The sequence below is a fragment of the Streptomyces sp. Edi2 genome (assembly GCF_040253635.1).
Taxonomy (GTDB): domain Bacteria; phylum Actinomycetota; class Actinomycetes; order Streptomycetales; family Streptomycetaceae; genus Streptomyces.
In genome coordinates this window covers 2728504-2744302 of sequence record NZ_JBEJGX010000003.1, presented here as the reverse complement: position 1 = coordinate 2744302, position 15799 = coordinate 2728504, and the positions used below count along the sequence as shown (strand labels likewise).

The window sequence follows — 15799 nt, the reverse complement described above, 5'->3', positions numbered from 1 at the left end:
CGTCTCGAACCGTGGAAGACGCCGGTCTTCGACGAGGGACGAGGGTACGAGCGCCGATGTCCTGAGACTGTTCACGGCTGTGGCGGGACCAGTCCCTGCAGCAGCAGGGTGAGGGTGAAGGTGAACCGGTCGTGTCCGGTGCCTGAGGTGAGCTCCCGCGCATGGGCGACGGTATGGGGGAACAGGTCGGGCGGCAGCATCCGGAGCCGCTCCTCGATCTCGGCGCGGTCGATCACACGGCCGTCGGCGTCCGAGTTCTGCCGCCGGGCCGCGGATGCCTCCAGGCAGTAGCCCGTGATGTAGAGGAAGGCTGCGTCGCTGGTCCAGGCCGCCTGTCGGGCGGGCGCGCCACTGGCGAGCAGGATCGCGAGCATCCCCTCGCCGACCCGCAGAGTTGCCAGATCGGCGGGCACCACGGTGAGAGCGGCCTGTGCGATGCCGGGGTAGCGCAGAAACTGATCGCGCAGCTGTGCGCACACGTCCATGAACTGGTCCCGCCAGCACGCGGGGTCCGGTGCGGGGAGAGTGACCTGGGAGCACAGCCTGCCGATGAGCAGGTCGCCGAGCTCCGCCCTGTTGCGCACGTGCGCGTACAACGACGCGGGGCCGGTCCCGAGCCTCGTCGCGACCACGCGCATCGTCAGGTCCTCGAAGCCGCCCGCCTCGACGGCCTGGAGAGCCGCGTCGATGATGCGCTCCACCGTGATGGGGGTCTTCTCCCGGCCGGCGGCCCGGCGCGCTCCGGTTTCCGAGGCGGTGTTCCTGGCCGAGATCAGCGCCGCCCACTGGTCCCGGGAGATTGCGTCACGCGCTGCCCGTCGTCCTGCCATGACACCACTCTAGCCGTTGACGAACAATGATCGTCAATAGAACAATGTTCGTCGCAGGGAGCGGGGAAGCGAAAGCGAACCAACGGAGAAGGAATCACCATGACGATCTCGGTCTCGATCATCGGCGCCGGCCTCGGCGGACTCACGCTCGCCCGGATCCTGCACCTCCACAACATCCCTGCCACCGTCTACGAGGCGGAGAAGTCCGCAGGCGTTCGCACCCAGGGAGGGCAACTCGACCTCCACGAAGAAGACGGCCAGCTCGCCCTCGAGATGGCCGGGCTCACCGAGGAGTACCGCTCGGTCATCCACCGAGGCGGCGGGGCACGACGTGTCGTCAACGAGCAGGGACGCGTTGTCGTCGACCGGCCGGACGACGGTTCCCTGGCACGGCCGGAAACACTGCGCGGAGACATCCGTCGGATCCTGCTCGCATCACTGCAGCCCGGCACGGTGCGATGGGACAAGAAGCTCGTCTCGGCGACCCCCGTGGGAGACGGACGGCACCAGGTGTCGTTCGCGGATGGCTCGTCGGCCGTGTCCGACGTCCTCGTGGGCGCCGACGGGGTCTGGTCCAAGGTCCGGGCGCTCCTGTCGGACGAGCGGCCGGTGTACTCAGGCATGAGCTACGTCGACACCTACCTTCACGACGTCGACACGGCCCACCCGCGGGTGGCCGGCCTCGTCGGGAACGGCGCCCTGTACGCCCTGGTCCCGGGCAAGGGATTCCTCGCCCACCGTGAAGCCGGTGATGTCATCCACACCTACGTCGTGCTGCACCGTCCTGTGGAGTGGTTCGATGCGATCGACTTCACCGACGCCCCGGCGGCAAAGGCCCGGGTGGCGGCGGAGTTCGACGGCTGGGCGCCGGAACTGCTGGCCTTGCTCACCGACGGCGCGTCCGCACCCGTCCTGCGCAGCATCTACGAGCTGCCGGACGACCACCGCTGGAACCGGGTCCCCGGCGTCACACTGCTCGGCGACGCGGCACACGCGACCGTCCCCGGAGGAGACGGAGCCAATCTCGCGATGCTCGACGGCGCCGAACTCGGTACGGCGACCGCAGCCCGCCCCGACGACATCGAGCAGGCCCTCGCCGACCACGAGAGCAGAATGTTCCCCCGGAGCCAGAAGGCGGCTGCTGCCGCCCACCGCACCATCGACTTCATCTTCGGCGCCAACGCCCCCGCCGGGATCATCAGCCTGTTCTCGGAGGACGTGAGCACCTCCGCCTGAGCCAGTACGGCACCGACCGGCCCACCATCTCCCGCCTTCGACGGCGCTTGCGCCCGGGCCCGCCCCCCCCCCCCCCGCGGCGGCATCGGCCGTCTCCTGCCGGGGCCGTGCTCGCCGTCCGCTCACGGCGCCGCCCCCAGGTCAGTGAACCTTGGGCTGGTGTGTTCTCGGCCGAGGAGGTGGCCGGGGGCGGTGAGGGCTCCTCCTTACCGGTGCGGGGCTCGTGAGCTGCGCCGGGTCGGCAGGTCCTCGTCCAGGGCCGGCAGGTCCTCGTCCAGGGCCGGCAGGTCCTCGTCCCGGGTCGGGCCGTTCACGGAACGCCGGTGGTCGCCGGGCTCCACGCCAACTGGAACAGCTGGGGCTTGTGTTGCCGCAGCGGCTGGTGCGCTCTTCGTCGGTCATGGGGCGGGACTGGATCAGGTGTTGCCGTCCCGGGAAGGCGGCACCCGTCGTGAACGAGGTGTGCATCGGCTCCGAACCGGCCAGGAACGGAGTGCCGCGGTCGCAGGGCCCCTCAGGGACTGCCAACGAGGACGGGAGCCTCGTAGCGGACCGCGGGTGTGTCGTACCTGGTTGGCACGGCTCGATGTCTCTTGAGGCGATTGGTGCCGCACCCGACCGTGTGCCAGGCCCTCCCGGGAAACCCCGGCTCCTTGCGCAGTCGTCCGGCTCGGCTTCCGCCCTACGGGGCACGGAGCGCCGCCCGTCTCGTCAGTGGCCGTACGGCGTCGTCAGCCCGCGGCGGGACGCGACCGGTAGCGGCTGCCCGCGAAGTGCCGCAGTGCGGTATCGAGGCCGTAAAGACGGGCGCCCGTCTCGTTCTTCGCGGGGGAGACGAGCGTGCACTTCAGCACACCCGTTCCGGCGTCGAGCGGGGAGGGGACCCGGGTGTTCGTTCCTTCTTCGAGGGCCGCCGTCAGGGTGATGCTGCGCCTTCTCCGCTTTCCGGTGAGCGTGACGGAGGAGATGTCCCGCCAGGGCACCGTGAGCGTGTACGGGCCGTGCCGCACGTAGAGCCCGTCTGCTCCGACCCGCAGAGTCCTGGGGCTGAGGAGCGGCAACGAAACCTTCACCCCGTAGAGCAGATGCAGCAGCAGGACGAAGACGGTCGCCACGAACGCGGGCCCGGGCCCCTGGATCATCACTCCGACCAACTGCAGGAAGCACGCGATCGTCAACGCCGAAACGGCCGGCCACCGCACGCGGCGCCAGACCGCCGCGAGGCCCCATTTCTCCACGGTGAACGCGGGGAGGGTGGCCGGCGGTTCGGCAACCGGCCGATGCCCGCGCGGTGCCGCCTCGGGTGCCTCGGGCGCCTCGGGTGCCGCGGGTGCCTCAGGCTCCGCGGGTGCCTTGGACGGCCCGGTCGTGGCCGTTGAGCTCGCGGGCTGCGGTCCGGTGGCCGCCAGGGCATCCGCGTCGGAAACGGTCTCCGCCACGGGCCTCGGCGCGATGCGCGGGTCGGGGACCCGCGCCCGCGGTACGCCCGCGAGACGTGCGAGGAGCGCGTCGGCGGTGGGGCGACCCTCCGGAGACTTGTGCAGACAGTCCTGCACCAGCCCCCGCAGCCCGTCCGGCACGGCGCTGAGATCGGGTGCCTCGTACACCACCCGGAACAACAGCGCGTGGGAGGACCCGTCACCGAAGGGTCCGGCGCCGGTGACCGCGTAGACGAGCAGGGAGCCGAGCGAGAAGACATCCGAGGGCGGGCCCACCGGCTGCCCCAGCGCCTGCTCCGGCGACATGAAGCCAGGTGTGCCCAGGACGGTCCCGGCCTTGGTCAGATCGGTACCGCCGGTGGTCTCCAGGGCCTTGGAGATGCCGAAGTCGATGACCCTCGGACCGTCGTCGACGAGCAGGACGTTGGAGGGCTTGAGGTCGCGGTGGACAAGTCCGCCCCGGTGGAACGAGGCGATGGCCTCGGCCAGACCCGTGCCGAGCCTGCGTACCTCGGGCTCGTCCAACGGGCCCTGCTGGATGACGTGCTCGTCGAGCGAGGGGCCTTCGACGTACTGGCTTGCGATCCACGGCATCGTGGCGTCCGGGTCCGCGTCGACGACCGGCGCGGTCCAGAAGCCGCCCGCCCGCATCGCGAGCTTGGCCTCGCGCCGGAACCTGTCGCGAAACCCGGGCGTGGCCGCCAGATCCTCCCGTACGAGCTTCACGGCAACCCGCCGTCCCGTCACGGATTCTCCGACGAACACCCGGCCCATCCCGCCCGAGCCCAGACGTCCCAGCAGCTGATACGGTCCGGCGGCCCGTGGGTCCGCAGCTTCCAACGGCTCCATCAAGCTCCCCATTCACCGCACCCGGATTTTCCGAGGTCTCACCCTAGGGGGTGTCTCCCCGACCTCCGATCCGGAGGTCCCTTCGTGAGGGATGGGGAGATTTCTGCCCGGGCGAGCAGTTACGCGTGGGCGCTGATCACGCCGCCGTTGCTGAGCACGATGTAGATGCCGTTGGCGTTGAGCCCGACGTCGTGCCCCTTCGTCTCCAGGGTGGCGGCCACGCCGTCGTGGCCGATGATCTGCGCGCGGTAGCGCAGCTCGCCGACCTTCGTGACCTTGGCCGTCCAGTCGCCCGCGAGCTTGAAGGTGCCCGGTCCCTGGTGTCCGCCGCCCATCCAGGAGTGGACCTGGCCATCCAGTGTGAGCGTGACGAACATGTCGTTGGCGTCGAGCCCGTCGTCGTGCCCCTTCGTCTCCAGCGTGGCCAGGACCGAACCGCGGGCGACGATCTTGGCGCGGTAGTGCTGGTCGCCGAGCTTGTAGATCTCGGCCTTGCTGACGCCGTCCGCCAGGCGCTGGGTGCGGGCCGGGGATCCCGTCTTGCCGCCGTCGGTGGTGTGCGCGCCGCCCGACTGCTTGCCTGCGGCGCCCGTCTTGGTGTCGGCCTTGGCGCCGGAGCCCGTCGGGTCGTCGGAGCCCTGCGCTCCGGTGGAGGAGCCCTTGCCGCTGGACTCGGCGGACGAGCCCGCGCCGGTGGATTCGACGGCGGTTGCGCCCGCATCCGTACGGCCCGCGGACTTCGCGCCGCCGGCATCCGCGCCGGAGCAGGCGGTCAGGGTAAGGCCGGCCGCTGCGACCAGGGCCGCAGCGGCAACGCGGAGGGTGCGGCGACGAGCGGTGCGGACAGTGGTGCTGGAGCTCATTTCGGGGTCCCCCCGGACAGTGGGTTTGGTGCTCTCCTCGGTACGTCACCCACTCTGCTCGGCGCCCCTATCGCAGGCCTGCCGCGGCGCTAACGTCCGGCTAACACCGTTGTGAGCAGCGGAAGGACGCCCGGGAGGAACCCGAATGACCTGTCTGTGGCGTCTGGTTGGAGACGCGAAACTGCTTGCCGGAACCGGGGCAGCACCGGAACCAGGGCAGCAGTCGTCAGGTTGCCATCGTCATGGCCACAGGTGTCAGGGAGTCGGTGACGTGAGGTGTCGGCAGATCAGCTCGTGGGCGAGGCGCGCCGTCGCCAGCAGGTCCTCGTGGGGCGTGCCGAGGTTGGCTCGCACGGACAGGCCGTGCACGATGGACTGGACGACTCCGGTCAGGGCCGTTGCGTCGGTCCCGGCGACGAGTTCCCCGTCCTGGGCCGCTCGCTCGATGCGTGCGTGGAGGGCCCGCTCATTCCAGCCGTGCAGTTCGGCGTAGTGGGCGCTGGTGTCGAGCGTGCTCGTGCTGTCGGTCATCGCGGCGCTGCTGAGAAGACAGCCTGGATGTGCGTCACTTGGCCGGGTGAACTCGTGGACCGAGTCGGTCAGGATCCGGTCGATGACGGTCCGGAGGTCCTTTTCGGTGACGGCCTGCCGGTAGATCTCCCGATAGCGCTCGGCGTAGGTCCGCACCGCTTCCTCGAACAGCCCGGCTTTGCTGCCGAAGGCGGCGTAGAGGCTGGAGGTCGAGAGTCCGAGGGCCGCGGTGAGGTCGCGGGTCGACGTCCCGGAGTAGCCGCGTCGCCAGAAGAGGCGGGCGGCGTCGAGGATCGCGCGGTCGCGGTCGAAGGCTCGTGGTCGTCCACGGGTTGGCTGGGGCACCCTTGCATTGTAGAGCGTTTGCTCCATAATAGATTTATGGAGCAAACGATTCAGAAAAGTCTGTCGGTCGGTGGGGGGAGTTGGGTCACGGTCGAGGTGTACGGGGAGCCTGATGCCCCCGGTCTCGTCGTCGTCCCGGGCGCGATGAGTGACGCTCGCGGGTGGCGTCATGTCGCGGCCGCCGTCGATGCCTGGCCGTCGGTGACGGTCGTCAACCGCCGGGGCCGCACTCCCTCGGGGCCGTTGACCAGCGCGTACTCGCTGCAAGCGGAGGTCGAGGACCTCGGCGTGATCCTCGACGAGTGCAAAGGCGCGCAGGCGCTCTTCGGCTGGAGCTACGGCGGCTTGATCGCGCTACTGGCCGCCAACGATCGTCCACTGCACCAGCTGATTGCCTACGAGCCGGTGATGCGGCCGTTCGGCCGTCACATACTGCCGGATCTACAGACCGCTGAGGAGGCGGCGGACTGGGACGCCACCGTCGAGATCGTGAACCGGCAGCTCGCCGGACTCGACACGGCGCAGGTCGAGGCACTGCGGTCCGACCGCCAAGGATGGGAGGAACTGCGGCACTTGAGCAGGCCGGCGCACGCCGAGCTCGCTGCGCTCAACTCGGCTCCGCCACCGGCCGAGATGGCACGACGGGCGGATCGTGTCGACCTGATCATCGGGCAGTGCAATCACGGAACGGCCCCCTACGGAACGTCGTTCGACGACGTCCGGCAGCGCGTCACCCGTGCCGACGTCCATGTGCTTCCCGGTCAGGGGCACTTGGCCCACATCCAGGCGCCGACGGAGCTCGGCCACCTGCTCAACGGCCTCGCCGCTGCCTGATGAGCAATCATGCCAACGTCGTGGCCTCGTTCCGCTGAGCCTCGTGCCACTGGCTCTCGTACCGCTGGGACTCGTGCCACTGGGACTCGTGCCACTGGGACTCGTCATGCTTCTCGCAATGCTGAGTCTCGTACTGCTCGGTTCTGTCTCTCCGGTCGGGGTCGGAGAGACAGAACCGAACCCGGGCTGTCGCGGCGGTTCTTCGGGTTTTCCTGGGTGTCCTTCCGCTGCTCACACCCGTGTTAGCCGGACGTTAGTGCCGCGGCAGGCCGGCGATAGGGGCCCCGGGCAGAGTGGGTGACGTACCGAGGGAAGCAAGAAAACCCACGACACCGACTGCCCCGGGGGACCCCACAATGAGCTCCAGCGCCACCGTCCGCACCGCCCGTCGCCGCCGCACCCTGCGCCTTGCCGCCGCGGCTCTGACCGCAGCCGCCGGTCTCACCCTGACCGCCTGCTCCGGATCGGACGCCGCCGGCGCGAAGCCCGCCGGCCGCACGGACGCGGGTGCGGCGGCCGTCGACGCCGGTGGCGCGGGCTCCTCCAACGGAGCTCAGGACGGCGGTGCCCAGGCGGGCTCCGAGGCTCAGGCGGACTCCGGCGCCAAGGCGGGTGCCAAGGCCGGCTCCGGTGCCAAGGCGGACGGTGCGGCCAAGCAGTCGGGCGGCGCGCACGCCACCGGCGGCGGCAAGGCGGGCGTCGAGCGTTGCCACACCTCCGGCTTGAAGGCGGCCTTCGCCACCGGCGGCGACGCGGTTCCGGACCCGAACGCGGGCGGCGCGACGACCACCAGCATCGTCCTGACCAACAAGGGCGGCAGCGCCTGCAAGATCGGCGGCTTCCCGGGCGTGGACCTCAAGTCCGAGAACGGCGGCGAGCGCTGGTCGCTGGCCCGCTCGTCGAAGAAGTTCAGCTCGATCACCCTGCAGCCCGGGGACAGCACCGACTTCACGATCAACGTCGCCATGACCAAGGAAGAGACCGGCTTCTACCAGCCCGCCTTCGCGGACGTCACCCCGCCCAACGAGACCACCTCGCTGACCGTGGAATGGCCCTGGGGCACGCTCGTCGACCAGCGGAGCGCCACCCACCCGGCCACCTTCGTCAACCCCATCGGCTGACCACCCGGCACCTTCACCCCGGACACAAGCCACCACACCTCTGGGCCCGACCAGCCCAGAGAGCCCCACACATCTCTGAGCCCGACCAGCCCAGAGAGCCCCACGCACCTCTGAGCCCGACCAGCCCAGAGAGTCAAAGACCAGCAAGAGACAAACAAGAGATAGACAAGCTAGGAGACCACCATGAAGGCATTGCGTACCCGAATCGGCTTAGGACTCGCTGTCAGTGCCGCAGCAGTCGCCATCCCCCTGACCGCCACCACCGCCTCCGCCGCCCCGCCCCCCGGCGACGGCTGGGTCCCCATCGGTGCCGAGCGGTACCCCTCGAAGGCGGCGTGCGAAGCGTCGGAACTCCCGAATGCCCAGGCGAACGGATACCACGAGGTGTGGTGCGACGACAGCAAGGCGATCATGCCCATCTTCAACCGCTGACCGCCGCCCCCTCGACCGTTCACTGCTGACCGCTCTCCACCCGGCGAGGACTACTTCCCGCCGACGCTGAGCCACGAAAGTCCGCTGCCCCGGTGCGACACACCGAGGCAGCGGATTTTCCGCTTCCCGGCCCCGGGTCCCGGGCGTCGCAGGTTTTCGCGGACCTTGCCGGAGTCGCGCGGAGCGCGGAGCGCGGAGCAGGTGCGACGCCGCCAAGGCCGCCAAGGCCGCCAAGGCCCGGCAATGTCACCAAGGCCGCCAAGGCCGGCACGAGGAGACACCGCCACAGCAGGCGAGCCGGTCCGGAGCAGGTGGCCGGCTCCGGACGTCCGGTCCGACCCGTCAGAGCGCTATGTCACCTTTACGTAGATATTCTGTGAAGTGTGATCGAGCCTGAACGGCCGCGGCTCCGTCGTCGCCACGGCCGGGGGAGTCTGGTGCGGCTGTCGCCGGTGATTCTCACCGTCGTCATCGCCAGCCTGGCATATGCCACACCCCCGGAAATGGCCTTCAGCCGCCTCCTGCCTGCGGCACCGGCCCTCGCCGCCGCCATGTGGCCGGTGCTCCCCACGGTTCTGCTGGGGACGGTGTGCCTTTTTCTGATGATCGGCCTCAGCATCGTGTTCCCCGGCCTGGGGACGTGGTGGACGGCTGCGGGGATCATCGCGGTCACCGTGGCGGCCGCGTACGGAAGCCATGTCCGGCTCCAGCGGGAGCGGACCCTCTTCCAGGTGCGGCTCGTCGCCGACGCGGCGCAGCAGGTGGTGCTGAGTCCGATGCCGCGACGTTTCGGGAGCGTCGAGATCGAGTCGCTGTATCTCGCGGCCGCGGCGGAGGCCCGTATCGGCGGGGACTTCTACGAGGTGGTCGACACGCGGTACGGGGTCAGGCTGCTCATCGGCGACGTGCGGGGCAAGGGCCTGCCGGCAGTGGGGGCGGCCGCGGCGATCGTCAATTCCTTCCGGGAGGCGGCCTACGGCGAGGCCGACATGGTCAGCGTCGCGCGCCGGCTGGACGCGAGCAGCACCCGCTACAACGCCGCGTTTCCCCCCGAGGGGCCGATGGAGCGCTTCGCCACCGCCCTCCTTGTCGAGATCCCGCACGACGGCGGGCGTATCGAAATCCTCAACTGCGGACACCCGCCGCCGCTGCTCCTGAACCGTGGGGACCTTCGCGCCCTGGAACCCACCGCCCCCTCGCCGCTGCTCAACCTCGCGGAGCTGATCGGCGATCACTACAACACCGACACCTTCGACTTCGCCCCCGGCGACCTGCTGCTTCTCTATACCGACGGGATCGCCGAGGCCCGCGCCCGCGACGGCCGGTTCTTCCCGCTGGCGGCCTGGATGCGCCGACAGCCCCCGACGCCACCCCACGAACTGCTCGCGGCCCTCCACCGCGACCTCCTCCACTACAGCAGAGGCCGCCTGGACGACGACATCGCCGCCCTCGCGGTGCGCCTGCGTGAACCCTCGGGGTGAGCCCGGCCCAGACCGCGGCAAGCCCCATCTGCGTGGTGCCGGGAGCAACCCCGCAGGCGCGGGGGACCGCGGTCGGCGACCTGAGGGTTCAGGTGCGCGCAGGGTCGCTTTTACTTGCTTTCAGCGATTCGGACATACTGCCCTTCTCTTGGTTTCTGGTCCAGCGAGGCGACAGCGGTCCGCGGACGCCTTTGCGGCCTGGGGGGCCGATCCAGCGTCGTACTGATGGCACGTGAAATGCCGGCAACCCCTGGCTGACGTCGCAACACTCCCTCGGTTCGTTACGACTGACCTTGCAGGGTTCGGGCCGACGCCGTGGTGGGGGGATGCCCGATCCGGATTGGCCGGCTGCCGGGGACCGTCTCCGCCGACGCTGGGCCCTCTATGGGAGGGCTGACGGCAAACAGGTGACAACTGTGCATGGCCCTCAACGTGGCAGGACCGTGAACCCGAGTAGATGCAGGCGGTCGAAGTCTCGCCGCGGTGGGGCTTCCCGGACTCGTGAAGAGCTGACTCGTGAAGAGCTGACTTGGGGGGAACCGGCTTGTGGGGAACCGGCTTCATGATTCGTAAAGGGAGGCAGAGTCCGGTCACCCGGTTTGCTGGAGAGCCTTGGCCAGGCACTTCAGCCCTTCGCGGAGGCTCTCGGTGAGATCCTCAGTGGCTTCGGCCGGCTGGCTGACGGTCGGTCCGTCCATCACCATGCGGTGCGTGATCAAAGTGCCGCCACCGGGGCGGGGGGACAGACGGTGGATGGACCGCACCGTTGCCACGCCAGGGAGCGTTGTCTCCTCGGTGAAGCCTTTGTTCTCGGTGGCCTCGGTGATGGTGGAGTGCAGCGGGGCCTGGTCTAGGAAGGTGGTCGTCCGGATCGTTCCAGCGGCGAAGGGGCCGTCAAGGGCCACGTGCAGGATGCCGGGGTTCCACTCATGCCAGGTCGCGGTGTCGGTGTAGCGGGCCCAGACCTGGACCGGGGTCACTTCTGCGACCTCGATGGTGTGCTCGAACTCCCACATGGCAATCCCCGAAAATGTGTTCGTTTCTGAGTGCGGGGTGTCATCCTAGGGCGTCCTGGACCGGGCCTCGGTATCGGATCCGCCCCTACTCGAACCGACCGTGTCGTGCAGGCGGACCGGAGGAAGTCCAGGCAGCTCGACAAGCCGGTTGAAGCGTCGGCCGGCCTCCGGCCCGGTCGGGGTGTAGCGGATCGCCGTGCTCGTGGGCCCAGGACCGGTCGCTCTGAAGGGGGGCGTCCCCCACTCCTGATGCTCCTGTTTGCGGATGATCCGTCGGCCGCGGGTTGGAGTCACGTCCGCCCACGGCGGAGGGCGACAGGTCAGCCGGGCACCCCCATGCGCTGTGTGCCGACGACGGACAGGAGTCGTAGGGCCTCTTCCGAGGGGGTGCCGGGGGGTGCGGTGTAGATGAGGAGTTGTTGGTCGGGGTCGGTGATGTCGAGGACGTCGCAGTTGACGCTGACGGGGCCGACGAGGGGGTGTGCGAAGGTCTTGCAGGGGGTGGGGCGGGCGGTGATGTCATGGGCTGCCCAGATGCGGGCGAACTCGGCGCTGTCGGCCAGGAGTTCCTGGACCAGGCCGGTCACCTCCGGGTCGGTGGGGTAGCGCGCTGCGGCGGCGCGCAGGTGCTGGGCCGAGGTCCGGGTGAAGGCGTCCGCGTCCGAGACGCCGTACAGGCGCCGGCCGTGCCGGTGCGGGCCGAGGAAGGCGCGGCGGAGGAGGCTCCGGTCCCGGCGCGACAGGGCGGAGAAGTCCTCCATCAGGGCGGCGGCCAGGTCGTTCCAGGCGATGACCTCGTACGTCGCCGAGATCACGATCGCCGCGGCGCCCGGCAGCCGGTGCAGCAGATCGACGATGCTCTGCCGTACCTCACGCGAAGGCCCCGGCGGAGGCAGGGGCGGGGCGTCGGCGAGGTGGTGGAGGTGGTCGCGCTCGGTGTCCGACAGGCGTAGTGCGCGGGCAAGTTGGGCCAGTACTTCGCGGGAGGGGTGGAGCGCGCGGGCCTGTTCCAGTCGCGTGTAGTACTCGGTCGAGATGAAGGCCGGCTGTGCCACCTCCTCGCGACGCAGACCCGGGGTGCGGCGGCGCGGTCCGGCGGGCAGCCCCACGTCCGCGGGGGTGATGCGCTCGCGCCGGCTGCGCAGGAAGTCGCCCAGCTCTCGCCGTACTCGTCGGTTCACCTGCCCAGTGTGCGCGGGGGCGAGATGCCCAGCCAGGTACTCCGGGGGCCTGGATGAGCGAGGCGGCCGGACACAGGCTCGTCGGCATGGACAACACACCGATCTCATCAGGCGACGGGCCAGCCGCCCGGCCCGATGGACCAGTTGTCGGAGGCCGATTTCGACCACGTCTGCGCCGTCAACCTCAAGGGTGCGTGGCTGGCCATGACCGCCGAAATCGCCGCGATGCGCGCCACGGCGAAGGGCGGCGCCATCGTCAACACCTCCAGCGTCGGCAGTCTGATGGGCAACCCCGAGCTGCCCGCGTACGGCGCGGCGAAGGGGGCGGTCAACAGTCTCACCGCGTCGGCATCCGTCACCTACGGCCCGGAGGGGATCCGGGTCAACGCCATCGCGCCCGGCACGACGAGCACCGAGATGCTGCAGGACTGGGAGGAGAAGTCCCCGGGCACCATCGCGCAGCTCAACGCCCAAACCCCGCTGCGCCGCGCCGCCGATCCGGACGAGGTCGCCCAGGCCGCCGCCTGGCTCCTCAGCGACCGTGCCTCCTACGTCACCGGTACGGTCCTCCGCGTCGACGGCGGCATGCGAGCCTGATGCCGATAGACGCCGATAGATGCCGGTACAGCGCGGTCGTGGGTTGGCCGGGTGGTTGTGGTGCGTCCAGGTAGGGGTGTTGCGGGGAGGCGGCACGCCGTTGCGCCGGCTCGTGGCCATCATGGGCATCCGGTCCGCCCGGCCGTCAGGAGAGCGGGGCGGGAAGGGAAGGTGATGACGGTGGAGTTGTTCCCGCCGATCCCGTTCGCCGAGTGGCGGGACACCAAAGAGACGTTGCATCGCTTCGCGCAGATCGTGGGGAAGGTCCGGCTGGCCGCCGGGCCGCGGCGCAATCACTGGTGGAACGTGCCGTTCCACCTCACCGGGCGCGGAATCACCAGTCGGCCCATGGGGCAGGTTGACGGTAACCCGGTGTTCACGGTCGATTTTGATTTCGTCGGTCATCAGCTGGTCGTCGCGGCGTTGGACGGCCGGTCGTTCTCCTTTCCGCTTGTCGGCCGGTCCGTGGCGTCCTTTTACGAAGGGGTCATGGAGGCACTGGCCGCGCTGGGCGTCCGGGTGGAGCCCGACATCCCCCGGCCGTTCGACCTGCCCGACGCCGGCCGGCCGTTCGCCGAGGACACCGAGCATGCGACGTACGACGCCGGGCATGCCACCCGTTACTGGCAGGTGCTCAGCCAGGTGGCGTCGGTGCTGGAGGAGTTCGCCGCGGGCTATTCGGGGAAGGTCAGCCCGGTGCATCACTTCTGGCACACCTTCGACATCGCCCACACCCGGTTCTCCGACCGGCATATCGACCAGCCCGGGCAGGTCGACCCGGTGACCCGGGAGGCGTACTCCCGGGAGGTCATCAGCTTCGGCTTCTGGTTCGGCGACGACTCGTTCGCCGCGCCCGCGTTCTACTCCTACACCGCCCCGGAGCCCGCGGGCCTGGCCGAGGAGCCGCTGGAGCCCGCGGCGGCACAGTGGGCCGAGCGCGGTGGCAGCCACTTGGCGGTGTTGCCGTACGACGAGGCCCGTGCCGCGGCCGATCCCCGTGCTGCGGTGCTCGGTTTCTACGAGAGCGCCTATCAGGCCGGGGCCCGCCGTGCCGGATGGGACCGTGAACGGCTCGCCTGCCCGGGCGGGGTGACGGACCCGTATCTGCGGAGGGAGGGGATGGCCCCCTGATGGGGGTGGCTCCCTGATGGGGGTGGCTCCTAATGAGGGATGGCCCCTAATGGAGCCAGGAAGGGATCCCTAGCCGGAGCCTGGAGAGGCCCCTTAAGGGAGCCAGGAGGGGCCCCTTTAGATGACCGGGGGCCGGCCCAGCCTCGTCATGCGCCAGACCGTGCGCCAGCGCATCGGCCGCCGCCGTCCGCACGGGGTCCGTACCCCCTCGGCGAAGCCCGCGGCCCAGGCGCGCAGGCCCGCCGCCGAGCGGCTGCGGACGGCTGTCAGTGCGGCCCATACGCCGAGGTAGAGCGGCACCAGGAGCGCAGGCAGGTGCCGCTTGGCCAGCCAGACGCGGTTTCTGGCGACCATGCGGTGGTAGACGGCGTGCCGGGTGGGCGAGGTGTACGGGTGCTGGAGCACCAGTTCCGGTGCGTAGCGGATGTGCCAGCCGTCGTCCAGGGCGCGCCAGGCCAGGTCGGTTTCTTCGTGCGCGTAGAAGAACTCGTCCGGCCAGCCGCCGATTCTGTCCAGCATCGGGACGGACAGCGAGTGCCCGCCGCCGAGGAACGTGGTGACCAGACCGCCGCGTGCCGGGTCGCCGACGCGCAGGCGCGGGACGTGCCGGCGCTGGGTACGGCCCCGCTCGTCGGCGACGCGGAAGCTCACGACCCCCAACTTCGGGTCGCTGGTGTGCAGTTCCGCCAGCCGGCTGAACACATCCGGGCTGATCAGCAGGCCGTCGTCGTCCAGATCGACCACGATGTCGAGGTCCCCGAGCTTGCGCAGCTCGTCCAGGGCGACGTTCCGGCCGCCGGAGATTCCCAGGTTGTCGCTCAGCTCGATGCCCACGGCGCCGTGCGGCAGCGGGGGGAGCGGCGAGCCGTTCCCGATGACCACGATGTGGGCCGGCGGGAGATCCTGCTTGGCCACCGAATCCAGCAGCGCCTGTAGATCGGCGGGACGGTTTCCCATGGTCAAGATGGCGACGCCTACGCGCAGATGACGCACAGAAGAATGCTCCGTTCTTGGCGGTCCTTTCGCGATGCTAGCCGTCGGGGGTGGCGACTGCGTGCTACGGCACCTCCCCGGCGACATCCCGTTGAATGGCCGTGGTGGGGCTCTTCCCGGTGGTCCGCCGGGCCCGGTGGTCCGCCAGGTCCGCCAGGTCCGGTGGGGCCCGCCCGGCGCGGTGGCCGGGCGCTCCGGTGCGGCGCACCATGGAAGGACCGGAGGGATCGGGGGGTGTGCCCGGATGGCCACGTGGTCAGGCGACCGGGCGATCAGGCGGCGAGATGACCAGATCACCAGGGGGGTGGATGGAGGAAGCCCTCATGATGGAAGTCAAGACGGTCGACAAGCCGGATGAACGGCGCGACTTTCCCCGGGGCCACCTCGAAGCCCTGCACCTCACCGGACTGGACTTTGCCGTGGCCACCTTCGAGCCCGGCTGGCACTGGACGGAGTCGGTGGGGCCGATCGTCGGGACCGAGAGCTGCGAGGTACACCACAACTGCTACATGGTCCAGGGCCGGATGCGTCTGCGGATGAATGACGGCGCGGAGTCCGAGGTGGGCCCGGGCGATGTGTTCGTCTGCCCGCCCGGTCACGATGCCTGGGTCGTGGGGGACGAACAGGTGATCCTTTACGACTTCGCGGGCGGTATGGCGACCGACTACGCCAAACCGAAGAGCTAGAGCCAGGGGCGTTTTCCCGGGGCGCGATGGAAGGGGAGGTCCAAGGGGTGCGGGGGCGCCCCGGGGTGCAGTGGTGGAGCCCGGTGGGCGGTGTGGCGATCCGCCGTGGTGGAGCCGGTGAACGGTGTGGCGATCCGCCGTGGTGGAGCCGGTGAACGGCGTGGCGATCCGCCGTCGTGGAGCCCGGCGGGAGCGTGGCGTTTCCCACGTGAATTGCGATGTCTAGGAACGCGA

The 15799-nt window shown here is 69.9% G+C and carries 14 protein-coding genes and 1 pseudogene; 8 read left to right on the top strand and 7 right to left on the bottom strand.

Translation table 11 applies throughout. From position 1 onward, the window contains the following. Positions 1-71 precede the first annotated feature (71 nt). Positions 72-830, bottom strand: coding sequence for a TetR/AcrR family transcriptional regulator (locus tag ABR737_RS15505; protein WP_350250766.1), 759 nt, complete (start codon positions 828-830; stop codon positions 72-74). 99 nt (positions 831-929) lie between these two features. Between ABR737_RS15505 and ABR737_RS15500 the strand changes: the two genes are divergently transcribed. Beyond that, complete coding sequence (locus ABR737_RS15500; protein ID WP_350250765.1) at positions 930-2066, top strand: FAD-dependent oxidoreductase; 1137 nt, start codon at positions 930-932, stop codon at positions 2064-2066. A gap of 731 nt (positions 2067-2797) precedes the next feature. Here the strand turns inward: ABR737_RS15500 and ABR737_RS15495 are convergent. The 3 genes from ABR737_RS15495 to ABR737_RS15485 form a co-directional block, all read right to left on the bottom strand. After that, positions 2798-4354: a serine/threonine-protein kinase gene (locus tag ABR737_RS15495; protein ID WP_350250764.1), complete on the bottom strand. Its 1557-nt coding sequence runs from the start codon at positions 4352-4354 to the stop codon at positions 2798-2800. 119 nt (positions 4355-4473) lie between these two features. Beyond that, entirely contained in the window at positions 4474-5217 is a 744-nt protein-coding gene (locus tag ABR737_RS15490) for a hypothetical protein (RefSeq protein ID WP_350250763.1), read from the bottom strand. 255 nt (positions 5218-5472) lie between these two features. Next, the gene (locus ABR737_RS15485; protein ID WP_350250762.1) at positions 5473-6093 is read right to left on the bottom strand and encodes a TetR/AcrR family transcriptional regulator; all 621 of its coding nucleotides are present in this window, start codon (positions 6091-6093) and stop codon (positions 5473-5475) included. A 36-nt stretch (positions 6094-6129) separates the two neighbouring features. On the opposite strand from ABR737_RS15485, the gene ABR737_RS15480 reads away from it, so the two are divergent. The 4 genes from ABR737_RS15480 (at position 6130) to ABR737_RS15465 (ending at position 9961) form a co-directional block, all read left to right on the top strand. Beyond that, positions 6130-6927, top strand: a complete 798-nt coding sequence (locus tag ABR737_RS15480; RefSeq protein ID WP_350250761.1) for an alpha/beta fold hydrolase — start codon at positions 6130-6132, stop codon at positions 6925-6927. Positions 6928-7283: 356 nt separating this feature from the next. Continuing rightward, positions 7284-8048: a DUF4232 domain-containing protein gene (locus tag ABR737_RS15475; protein ID WP_350250760.1), complete on the top strand. Its 765-nt coding sequence runs from the start codon at positions 7284-7286 to the stop codon at positions 8046-8048. Between the two features lie 183 nt (positions 8049-8231). Beyond that, entirely contained in the window at positions 8232-8480 is a 249-nt protein-coding gene (locus ABR737_RS15470) for a hypothetical protein (RefSeq protein ID WP_350250759.1), read from the top strand. Positions 8481-8863: 383 nt separating this feature from the next. Continuing rightward, complete coding sequence (locus ABR737_RS15465; protein ID WP_350250758.1) at positions 8864-9961, top strand: PP2C family protein-serine/threonine phosphatase; 1098 nt, start codon at positions 8864-8866, stop codon at positions 9959-9961. Between the two features lie 590 nt (positions 9962-10551). Here ABR737_RS15465 and ABR737_RS15460 read toward each other — a convergent pair. Both ABR737_RS15460 and ABR737_RS15455 read right to left on the bottom strand, forming a co-directional pair. Beyond that, positions 10552-10977 carry an SRPBCC family protein gene (locus ABR737_RS15460; RefSeq protein ID WP_350250757.1) on the bottom strand — a complete coding sequence of 142 codons (426 nt, stop codon included), beginning with the start codon at positions 10975-10977 and terminating at the stop codon, positions 10552-10554. Between the two features lie 320 nt (positions 10978-11297). Next, positions 11298-12158 carry a helix-turn-helix transcriptional regulator gene (locus ABR737_RS15455; RefSeq protein WP_350250756.1) on the bottom strand — a complete coding sequence of 287 codons (861 nt, stop codon included), beginning with the start codon at positions 12156-12158 and terminating at the stop codon, positions 11298-11300. Positions 12159-12269: 111 nt separating this feature from the next. Between ABR737_RS15455 and ABR737_RS15450 the strand changes: the two are divergent. Both ABR737_RS15450 and ABR737_RS15445 read left to right on the top strand, forming a co-directional pair. Further along, positions 12270-12755, top strand: a pseudogene (locus tag ABR737_RS15450) (SDR family NAD(P)-dependent oxidoreductase); the annotation flags it as partial. 180 nt (positions 12756-12935) lie between these two features. After that, positions 12936-13886: a DUF5996 family protein gene (locus tag ABR737_RS15445; RefSeq protein WP_350256793.1), complete on the top strand. Its 951-nt coding sequence runs from the start codon at positions 12936-12938 to the stop codon at positions 13884-13886. A gap of 117 nt (positions 13887-14003) precedes the next feature. On the opposite strand, the gene ABR737_RS15440 is transcribed toward ABR737_RS15445, so the two are convergent. Continuing rightward, entirely contained in the window at positions 14004-14879 is an 876-nt protein-coding gene (locus tag ABR737_RS15440) for a glycosyltransferase family 2 protein (RefSeq protein ID WP_350250755.1), read from the bottom strand. 323 nt (positions 14880-15202) lie between these two features. Between ABR737_RS15440 and ABR737_RS15435 the strand changes: the two genes are divergently transcribed. After that, the gene (locus ABR737_RS15435; protein ID WP_350250754.1) at positions 15203-15565 is read left to right on the top strand and encodes a cupin domain-containing protein; all 363 of its coding nucleotides are present in this window, start codon (positions 15203-15205) and stop codon (positions 15563-15565) included. Positions 15566-15799: the final 234 nt, after the last annotated feature.

Excerpts from the sequence above, each read along its gene's own strand:
- ABR737_RS15470 (WP_350250759.1), top strand. The coding sequence starts at position 8,232 with ATGAAGGCATTGCGTACCCGAATCGGCTTAGGACTCGCTGTCAGTGCC.
- ABR737_RS15500 (WP_350250765.1), top strand. The coding sequence starts at position 930 with ATGACGATCTCGGTCTCGATCATCGGCGCCGGCCTCGGCGGACTCACG.
- ABR737_RS15495 (WP_350250764.1), bottom strand. The coding sequence starts at position 4,354 with ATGGAGCCGTTGGAAGCTGCGGACCCACGGGCCGCCGGACCGTATCAG.
- ABR737_RS15435 (WP_350250754.1), top strand. The coding sequence starts at position 15,203 with ATGATGGAAGTCAAGACGGTCGACAAGCCGGATGAACGGCGCGACTTT.
- ABR737_RS15475 (WP_350250760.1), top strand. The coding sequence starts at position 7,284 with ATGAGCTCCAGCGCCACCGTCCGCACCGCCCGTCGCCGCCGCACCCTG.
- ABR737_RS15490 (WP_350250763.1), bottom strand. The coding sequence starts at position 5,217 with ATGAGCTCCAGCACCACTGTCCGCACCGCTCGTCGCCGCACCCTCCGC.
- ABR737_RS15460 (WP_350250757.1), bottom strand. The coding sequence starts at position 10,977 with ATGTGGGAGTTCGAGCACACCATCGAGGTCGCAGAAGTGACCCCGGTC.
- ABR737_RS15505 (WP_350250766.1), bottom strand. The coding sequence starts at position 830 with ATGGCAGGACGACGGGCAGCGCGTGACGCAATCTCCCGGGACCAGTGG.
- ABR737_RS15480 (WP_350250761.1), top strand. The coding sequence starts at position 6,130 with ATGGAGCAAACGATTCAGAAAAGTCTGTCGGTCGGTGGGGGGAGTTGG.